This is a genomic window from Vannielia litorea (assembly GCF_018424695.1).
Lineage (GTDB): Bacteria > Pseudomonadota > Alphaproteobacteria > Rhodobacterales > Rhodobacteraceae > Vannielia > Vannielia litorea_A.
The window spans coordinates 1-514 of sequence record NZ_QTNQ01000215.1; the positions used below are offsets into that span (position 1 = coordinate 1).

A 514-nucleotide genomic window follows, 5' to 3' on the forward strand; every position below is an offset into this window, starting at 1 on the left:
CGCCAAAGGCGTGCAAGTCGAAATCGACGCGCTCACAAAGGACGCCTGGATGGATGTCAGCTTCGAATACTGGGAAGGCCCCGTCACCATCACCGGCACCCACAAGGGCCGCGGCTACCTCGAAATGACAGGCTACGAGCGCCCGTAGGGCGGGACTTGTCCCGCCACCCGGCCACCCCCTGGTACCCGCGGCCGGACTCGAACCGGCACGGCATAAAGCCAAGGGATTTTAAGTCCCCAGTGTCTACCATTCCACCACGCGGGCACGGGGGCGGCTCCGGCGAGACCATACCCGCCCACACCGCCAGCGCAACGCCGTAGGTCGGGACTTGCCCCAACTCCCTTGATCCGCGCCCCCTTTCCCCCGATCATCTGCACGGTAAACGGGTGGAGCGTAACGGTGCGAACCTTGAAGGACTTCCGCAAACGCGGCCTGACAAAGGCCGAGGAAACCATCCTCGCCAACCTCGACTCCGACGCGTTCACAAAGGTCGGCACCGGCACCCTCCCGCCC

Annotated in this window: 1 protein-coding gene and 1 tRNA gene; one reads left to right on the top strand and one right to left on the bottom strand. The window is 65.0% G+C overall.

Annotation, left to right across the window (positions count from 1 at the left end; genetic code table 11):
- On the top strand, positions 1-148 hold a 148-nt coding region (locus DYI42_RS24035; RefSeq protein ID WP_244868126.1), incomplete at its 5' end, for a lipocalin family protein.
- A gap of 32 nt (positions 149-180) precedes the next feature.
- Here DYI42_RS24035 and DYI42_RS24040 read toward each other — a convergent pair.
- A tRNA-Leu gene (locus DYI42_RS24040) sits at positions 181-265 on the bottom strand.
- Positions 266-514: the final 249 nt, after the last annotated feature.